Raw genomic sequence first — 8,261 nt, 5'->3', positions numbered from 1 at the left:
GCTTCGCTTCGCTCGCAATGACAGCATCGTAAGTAATTTGCCGGACATATATCACCGCCAAGATGGCGGCGTTACGGATATTTTCGCCTAATTCCTGAATTGTTAACAGTAATCATGGCTTAATTAGATGTTTGACCGCCTGACGATAGTTAGTAAGGATTTGATATTGAGTAAAAATCAAATAGGCTAATGGCAGCCCTGTTAATGCTAATCCCACCAGGGCAAATAAATTCACAAAGCCAGCTTGAATTGCAATTCCCATAGTCAAGCCAAAAGCTGCAATTAAACAGGAAATCAGTCCACCTGTTGAATACATTCCTGTCCGAAAACCAGATAAATTTCCTGATAGCGACCTCCCCAACTTATGCCTAATAATATACCCTGTCGCCGCTCCAATTACAAAACCAAGTACGAACCCAAGAGAAGATTTATAGCCAAAGCGATATTGATAAACTACTGTGGTACTCACCGTACTCCCCAGTATAGGGATAGAGCCAAAGGCTCCTGCTAATCCACCTATAAACCCAGTTCCAGTTCCTAAAGTTATACCTATCCAAGCCATAAATCCTATTAAATTTTGCGGCTGCTGTCCTACTATCAAACTTTCTAGGAATCCCACAGCTAAAGCCACTATAAATAACACAGCTAAAGACGGCTTAGGCAATAAATTGGGAGCGAGTTTAGGCGTTTTAACCTGAATATTTACAGAGTGAGTTGGTGATGAGGCGATGGCATTCAATAAAATCTGGCGTTCATAAGTTTTATCTGCCAGCAATTGACTGGTGTCAACCATTACTTCGCATTTAACGCGATTGCCTTCAAATTGTTTTGGTTCAAAGGTAATCCAAGGCTTGTAACCACTGCGGCGATTGGGTTCTTTCGGATGATAAGCAACTTCCCAACCCCCTTTTAAGATAGTGTCAGGAATGGAGTTGCTAACTGTAATACTTTGAGCGACAATCTCACCATATTTTGTTGGTTTAAATTCCAGTCGCTCGTGACTAATTCTAACTTCTGGTAAACGTTCGATCTCAATTTTATTAAGGGCTTCTAAGGCAGCGGTAGCACTGGGATAGCGTTGGATAGCATAAGCTTCCATCATTTTTTCTAACCATTGAATAAAAGGGAAGCTAATCTGTTTGGAAACTAAATTTTGAAAATTAATCCGACCTTGGGTATCAAATAAGGTTTTAATTTGGCTGGATGGTTTCTGAGACAATAAGCAAGCTAGGGTTGCTCCTATACTATAGAGGTCTGTAGCTTGTGTGAGTTCGTTATTGCGGAGTTGTTCGTGGGGCATGAAACCAACTGTTCCAGCGGTACTATTATCGATAACAGCTTGTTTCCCCTGAATATTTGGCAAACTAAAGTCAACTAAATAAACCTTAAAATCCTCGTCTATTAAGATATTTTCTGGCTTGATATTTCGATGAATTACTGGGCGAGTCTGAGTTTGCAGATAGATGAGGATTTCCAATAGATCAACCGTTACCTGCTTGATTTCTTCCGGGTTCCAAATGCGTGTTTCCCCTAATGATTTTGCTTCTTTGTATTCCCATACCAAAGCTAAACCATTGGGGATTTCAAAGGAATTAAGACAGCAGGGTATACCGGGATGAGAGAGTTTTTGAAGGGTTTCAATTTCGTTTTGGTATGCTTTGAATCCCGCCCATTCGGAACCTGGTTTTCCAAAAATAAATTGCTTGATAGTGACTGGATTTTGGGTTAAATTATCCTTGGCAAGATAGGTAATTCGACCTGCTTCTGGATGGCGACCTAGTTCTCTAATTGCCTGATAGCGGGAACGGGGTTTGGCTGTTGGTGGGAGGGTGTTCATGGCTTTTCGCCTCACGGTAGATGGCAATAATTTGAGCGCATTCGCCTAGTGGGGAGTGCGGCTGAGCTCTATCTATTAGGTTGCCCATATAGATGTTATTTATATCTATTTTAATCGATGGCTAAGCTGTCAAACCTTTAAACTTACCAAATTATAGCAGAAAGAAGAAGGAAGAAGGGAAAAGAAAGAAGTAAATATCAATTACTTTCGATCAATAACAGCGGTAGAGTTGATAGGATACACCCACAGTGTGGTAATGATTAAGGTCAATATTACAGATCCTTTCCGCTTCATAACTTTCAGACGACTTGCCAGAAAGTGACAAATGAAGCGGATAGTCTTGTTGCCCTAATCCAGCACCAACAACCCACAAATTGAGCTTTCCTGCTGGCAAGTTTTGCAACCTAGAGAGACTTTGCCATACACTTTGATACCCGCTAATAGGAGGTGCAATATCAAGATTATTTCGCTGTAAAAAAGCGAGGTAGACATCAGGGGTACTATGGGGAGAGACTTTGCGGAGTTCTAGGGCAAAGCTCAGTCCTAAAGCCACGTCCTGAAAATTATTATATCCTACTGCCACCAAAAGGGGAATAGCTGAATTTATGCTCATATCTTTTACAGCTTTATGAGGGTGGTAAGGTTTTTGAAAGGCAAAATTTGAGGTGACAAATACTGAACTGAGAATGCCAACTAATAAAATAATAAAAAATGAGTAAGTAAATTTACGCTCTTCAAGTTTGATTTTGCGCTCGCGAATACAGGTTGCTCCTAAAAGAGCGCATAATGCTGGGAAGTAAACGTAATTGTAGCGGGGAGCTAGAGTAATATCTTTATCAAAGATATAGACGATAACAATAAAAAATATTAATACAACAACAATAAAATCTACTAGCATCTTTGTCGCCATCTTTGTTTGACAACAAGAGCCGATTTGTTTAACATTTAACCAGAGGTTCCACCCCAACCAGCCTACGAATATAATCATTAAAATAGCGGCTGGTACTTGAACCCAGAGAGGTTGCTTTTCTACAGGTAAGGCAATGTAAAAAACTACCCATCCAGCCAGAGTTTGGTAGAGGGGAGCAATCGGATTAACAAGTTTTAACCAGTCAGTTTCACTTTGCCTAGAATAGCCAATTAGTGTCATTATTCCAGGTATCAAAAAAGCAAAAGGTAATAGTAAGAGAGGAATACTAGGAGACAAAGAAAAGGCACGATAGGAAGAAGTGGAGAGGATAGAAATAGGCAGTTTTTTTTCTAGCTTCTTATTCCTATCTATTGCATTCAATCTTATTGTTTTTTCGTTGCGATTTATTCCTGGTTCTTGATTCTTTTTTCTCTCTCCTTTATTAATTATTAAAATTATCACTTGAGCGCAAAAAGCAATGATTGAGAAGTAGTGAACATAGAAACTAATACTATTAATTACTATCCAGAAAAACCAAAGAAAATGACTGGGTTGTTCTTGACGAGATAAATGTTGCTGTATTTGGATAAATCCCAGAAGTGCCAAAGTAATTAGTAGCATTGGCAAAGTATAGTGGCGGGCTTCTTGCGAAAGGTAAACGGCAAAAGGAGAAACGGCCATAATCGCTGCTCCGGCAAGACCTGCGGCGGGAGAAAATCCAACGCGATTGAGGTAATAAATAGCTGCAATTGTGACAACTCCTGCTAATGCTGGTAAAGCTCGTAGTTTCCACGTAAGCGAATGCAATGAGTCAACATGAAAAAAATTTAGCCACTGGTACATTAAGCAAAAAAATAGTGGTGGATGGGTAGACTGAGTGGCAACTGTATAGGCAATTTGAGAACAAGTTACTCCCGGTTTGAGGGTAAAGATTGACTCCAAATAATTGAGGGGGAATACTAAATCTAAGGGAATATCATTGTAGTTTTTCCCCAAACTAAACAAAGTAGTAATGACTTCATCCATCCACAGAGGTTTCAAGTCCAAATGCCAAAACCGCAGCGCAGTTCCGAGAACGATTATCCCCAACAAAGCTAAATAATGTGACAGATTTTTCATTCTGTAAATTTATATCGGAGCATAGTTGCTAAATTTACACTACACATCTACCATTAGATATAAATAAATACAAATTTTATGGCGAAACTAAGCAAACGGAAACACTTTTTCAGTGTTTCATCGGCTGCACGAGTGAGGCTGTCGATTTTGTCGATTATATTGGCTGGTTTTGGCGTTTGGGGGTGGAATGCTATCTCCGATCCCAGTTCGCCAGAAGCGGCGCAGGCTCAGGTAAAATTGTTACAGGCTATTTACGAATATGGTAATTATATAGAAGCGGCGATTTGGGGATTATTTGCCATAGGATTTGCAATATCAGCAGCTAAAGAAACTGGAAAAATGCGGATTCACCGCCTAATTGCAACTTTTACTTTTTTCTTATTCGGGTTATCAGATATTGTGGAAGTGCAAACAGGAGCTTGGTGGCATCCTTGGTGGTTATTTTTGTGGAAAAGTTTCTGCGTTATGTCCATGATTGGTTTGCTGGTGGTACATCTATGCAGTCGCGCTAAATAATAACAGGATTTACGCACCCAACCAAAGAAACCGGGTTTTTTGACAAAAATACTTCGTTTTAACCCACATACGATCTGAAAAACCCGGTTTCTGAGACTCTATGCGTAAGTATTGATTTAATTAGAAGCGGGCGGATTTCGATCTTTAACAGGAGGAATAGTCTGCTGTTTCCGAAATCGATTAAAGCCGTAAGCCGCAGCAGTAATTAGCAGCAAATAAGGGCTATAGGCTAATAACCAAAGACTTAAAGCAAACAAACTCAGAGTAAATTCACTCACAGAATGAGTCGCCTTTCCCCATGATTCTTGTACGCGCAAACCTAGAGAAGGTTCGGGGGTTTGTGTGGCAGAAACTGCTGCTTCTAAATTAAGATTAATAGTGGAGTAAGCTACTTGATTTCGTAAGCTTTTTAACTGAGCGTCAATGCGTTCAATTGACTCCCGGATATTACTCAATTCTTGAGAAGCTTTGAGTACGTCGCTAATAGAGCCGGATCTATCCATAATTTTTAAGACCATTTCTTCTGATTTACGCAGATTTCGCAGTCTGGCTTCACTATCAACTAATTGATCTGTAACATCCTGGGCTGTAAGAGAACGGTTTTGTACATTTCCTAGTTTTGCGAGAGCGTTTAATGTGGTTTCTAACTTTTCTTCAGGAACCCTAATTTGCATTGAGGCAGTATGACGAATACTGCTATCTGGCGGTTTTTGGTTTTGAAAACCTAAGATGTCACCTTGCTGTTTTTGGACAAGATTAGAGACTGTTCGCGTACTCTCATCAATGGATTTGACAACAAGGGTTATTTCTGCTTTTTTAATTAGTTGAGGACGTGATTTGGGTTTTTCTGCTGTTGCTTGTGTCTCCGAAGGTGAAGTTGCATCCATTGCTGCCTGTGGTGCTGCTGGAGATGGCATTGGAGCCCCTGCTGTTGGCATATTTGCTTCATTTTGCCTTGCTCGATTCATTTGGCTGCTGCTGCCGCAACTAGCCATACCAACCGCAGATGACGCAATTAAGGCGACGATCGCGATCGTTTGTCTGGTGCGGTTATTGGCTTGAGTCTGGTTTTGCTTAGGGAATTGTGGCAGAAATTTTACTGAGGAGTGAGTTTTCATTGATGCTTTTTCCTATAAAAAACTTTAGGGGATTGAGTTTTGTACTTGATTTAACTTAATCTCAAGTAGATAGTGTTAGCTTAGCTGATACAAAAATTGAAACGGCCTAGACTATGCAACTTCCTGCTGACAGCTCTAATTTGTAATTGCTATGACAGATGATTTTGATGCTAATTTTACAGACTCAACTGTTGAAATGCTTGATATGGCATCGCCGCAGTCAGACTCAGGTACAGCAAAGAAAACTGCGGTGCTTGACGTAGCGATCGCACCAATTTCGCGACAGGAAGCTTGCCATCAACTTCTCAAGACTCTCCGGCCGGGACAAGATCGAATGGGTGTATGGCAAGGCGGCAGACTGGCGGTTTCGGCGGTTCCAGGTGCGGGTAAGTCTACTGGGATGGCGGCGGCGGCAGCTTTGGCGATCGCAAACTTTCAACTTCACAGTCGCCGTCAGTTAATAGTTGTCACTTTTACCCGTTCCGCAGCAGCAAGTATTAAAGCTAAAATCCGCAAGAATTTGCAAGCATTATCTTTATCAGAAGGTGCTTTTACCGTGAATACCCTGCACGGTTTGGCTCTAAATATTGCTCTCCGTCACCCTGATTTATCTGGTTTAGATTTGGAAAATTCTACTTTGATAACTCCGAACAAAAGTCACCGATTGATTCGGATTTGTGTAGAACAATGGATATCAGAAAATCCGCGACGCTATCAAATTTTACTGGAAGGTAATCAATTTGATGGTGAGGAAACGGAAAGAATGCGTCGCCAGTCGGTTTTGCGGACTGAAATTTTGCCGCAATTGGCTAATACTGTGGTTCACGAGGCAAAATCTTCTGGTTTGTTACCTGAAAATTTAGAGGAGATGGGTAGTAATTTTGCCGATGACAATTATCAGGTTTTAGCGGTATCGGCTGGGTTGTATAAGAAGTATCAAGCGTTATTGCGATCGCAGAATTTGATCGATTACGATGAAATGATTTTAGCAGCAATCCGGGTGCTAGAAAATCCCGCCGCTTTAGCGATGGAGCAAAAGCAAGTATTCGCAGTTTTTGAAGATGAAGCTCAAGATTCTACGCCTTTGCAAACTAAGTTATTAGAAATATTAGCTACTGATGCTACTCATCCTCATCTACCTCCTAATTTTATCCGAGTTGGAGATCCCAATCAAGCAATTAATTCTACTTTTACTCCTGCCGATCCGATTTATTTTCGTCAATTCTGCGAAGCTTGCCAAGTTGAAGGTAATTTAGCGACAATGAACCAGGCTGGCCGCAGTACGAAGATTATTATTGATGCTGCTAATTTTGTTGTAGAGTGGGTGAACAGTTCTAAATTAACTGGGCAAGAAAAACCTTTCCGCAATCAAAGTATTTTGGCTGTAGGTAATAACGATCCCCAAGCTGACGCTAATCCAGCTCCCGAAGGTGGGGGTTTAGAAATATGTCAACCTATTGATATTTATGACTCTATAAGGCTAATTGCTGACAGGGTTTTAAAGGTGTTTGCAGACTTGGAAAATAAGAGTTCGGCTGCAATATTAGTAAGGGAAAATAAACAGGGTCGATTTGTTAGAGAGGTATTGGAAAATCCTCTTAAATACAACATGAAGTTCGATCTGAGTAAGTATGGAATTAGAGTGGAGGATGTATCTGAAAGAGAACGCTATTCCCAAGTTCCCTCTGAAATTTTAGCATTGCTCCAATTTATCGATCGTCCTCATTCCCCCGATTATCTCAAAGCTGCTTTAAAAGTCTTGAGCGATCGCGAACTTATCCCTAAGCAAGATTATAATGCTCTCGCTATACAATCAGAGCAGTTTCTTTACCCCGGCCCGCTCGATCCGCCGCAGTCAGATCGGGTTCGTAAATGTCGGTATTTCTGTTGTAGTTTGCTTCATGCTAAGTTAGAATTACCAATTTATCAGTTGATTTCTTTTCTAGCTTTATCGCTGCAATATAACCAAGCAGAGTTAGCTACTGCTGATAAGTTGGGAGAAAGAATTTTCAAACAAACTGCTGGTAATAATTCTATGAGTGCGATTTTAGATGCACTGATTGAAATTGTTGGTTCTGAGCGGTTTGAACCTGTAGAAATACCGCTAGAAACAGAGCAAGATAGAGAACATCCTTATGTACGAAAGCGCCAAGTTACTATTATTACTATGCACAAAGCTAAGGGTTTAGATTGGGATTATGTTTTCCTACCATTTTTGCAGGAAACAATGATTCCGGGAGGTTTACGGGTATTTCCCCAATCTCGGTTTTTAGGAGATTTTACATTAGCTGAAGTAGCGCGTGCTCAAATTCGTGCTAGTTTACATCAGCAGTTTCCTTTACCAGATATCGCTACTGCTTGGGAGTTAGCTGGATATTTGAAGATGTCAGAAGAGTTTCGGTTGTTGTATGTGGCGATGACGCGAGCGAAGCGTTTACTATGGATGGCGGCAGAAAAAAAGGCTCCTTTTACTTGGAATAATTTAGAGAATTTGCAGGAGCAAAAGGCAAGTCCTGTGGTGTTAGCTTTGAAGGAGAAATTTCGCGATCGTTTTCATTAGCAATTATAGAAGTTATAGCAAATTCGGGTTAGTTATCCCCTTTATTAGTATAGCAGGAGGCAGGAGGCATGAGGCATGAGGTCGCTATGCAAAATGAAGTATTTTCGTCAAAAAACCCGGTTTCTTTGGTTGGGTGCGTAAGTCCTCTCGTCATTGCGAGCGAAGCGAAGCAATCGCTTAGTCTCTGCGATTGCTTCGCTT

5 protein-coding genes are annotated in these 8,261 nt (G+C 40.8%); 2 read left to right on the top strand and 3 right to left on the bottom strand.

Translation table 11 applies throughout. The annotated features are described in order from the left end of the window. Nucleotides 1-112 precede the first annotated feature (112 nt). Nucleotides 113-1,837, bottom strand: a complete 1,725-nt coding sequence (locus tag PN499_RS21285) for a protein kinase domain-containing protein (protein ID WP_272034370.1) — start codon at nt 1,835-1,837, stop codon at nt 113-115. Nucleotides 1,838-2,048: 211 nt separating this feature from the next. Then, nucleotides 2,049-3,866, bottom strand: a complete 1,818-nt coding sequence (locus tag PN499_RS21280; RefSeq protein ID WP_272034369.1) for a glycosyltransferase family 39 protein — start codon at nt 3,864-3,866, stop codon at nt 2,049-2,051. Nucleotides 3,867-3,944: 78 nt separating this feature from the next. Here PN499_RS21280 and PN499_RS21275 point away from each other — a divergent pair, with 78 nt between their 5' ends. After that, nucleotides 3,945-4,382 (top strand): hypothetical protein, encoded by a 438-nt coding sequence (locus PN499_RS21275; RefSeq protein WP_272034367.1) that lies wholly within the window; start codon nt 3,945-3,947, stop codon nt 4,380-4,382. A 116-nt stretch (nt 4,383-4,498) separates the two neighbouring features. On the opposite strand, the gene PN499_RS21270 is transcribed toward PN499_RS21275, so the two are convergent. Further along, nucleotides 4,499-5,500, bottom strand: coding sequence for a DUF4349 domain-containing protein (locus PN499_RS21270; RefSeq protein WP_272034365.1), 1,002 nt, complete (start codon nt 5,498-5,500; stop codon nt 4,499-4,501). Nucleotides 5,501-5,651: 151 nt separating this feature from the next. Here PN499_RS21270 and PN499_RS21265 point away from each other — a divergent pair, with 151 nt between their 5' ends. Next, nucleotides 5,652-8,060 (top strand): ATP-dependent helicase, encoded by a 2,409-nt coding sequence (locus PN499_RS21265; RefSeq protein ID WP_272034363.1) that lies wholly within the window; start codon nt 5,652-5,654, stop codon nt 8,058-8,060. Nucleotides 8,061-8,261: the final 201 nt, after the last annotated feature.

The organism is Kamptonema animale CS-326, from assembly GCF_028330895.1.
GTDB lineage: Bacteria > Cyanobacteriota > Cyanobacteriia > Cyanobacteriales > Microcoleaceae > Kamptonema > Kamptonema formosum.
The sequence above is the reverse complement of the archived record's forward strand: the minus strand, read 5'-3'. Positions and strand labels throughout refer to the sequence as shown.

What these genes read in the sequence shown, in the direction of transcription:
- PN499_RS21285 (WP_272034370.1), bottom strand. Translation starts at nt 1,837, where the DNA reads ATGAACACCCTCCCACCAACAGCCAAACCCCGTTCCCGCTATCAGGCA.
- PN499_RS21280 (WP_272034369.1), bottom strand. Translation starts at nt 3,866, where the DNA reads ATGAAAAATCTGTCACATTATTTAGCTTTGTTGGGGATAATCGTTCTC.
- PN499_RS21275 (WP_272034367.1), top strand. Translation starts at nt 3,945, where the DNA reads ATGGCGAAACTAAGCAAACGGAAACACTTTTTCAGTGTTTCATCGGCT.
- PN499_RS21270 (WP_272034365.1), bottom strand. Translation starts at nt 5,500, where the DNA reads ATGAAAACTCACTCCTCAGTAAAATTTCTGCCACAATTCCCTAAGCAA.
- PN499_RS21265 (WP_272034363.1), top strand. Translation starts at nt 5,652, where the DNA reads ATGACAGATGATTTTGATGCTAATTTTACAGACTCAACTGTTGAAATG.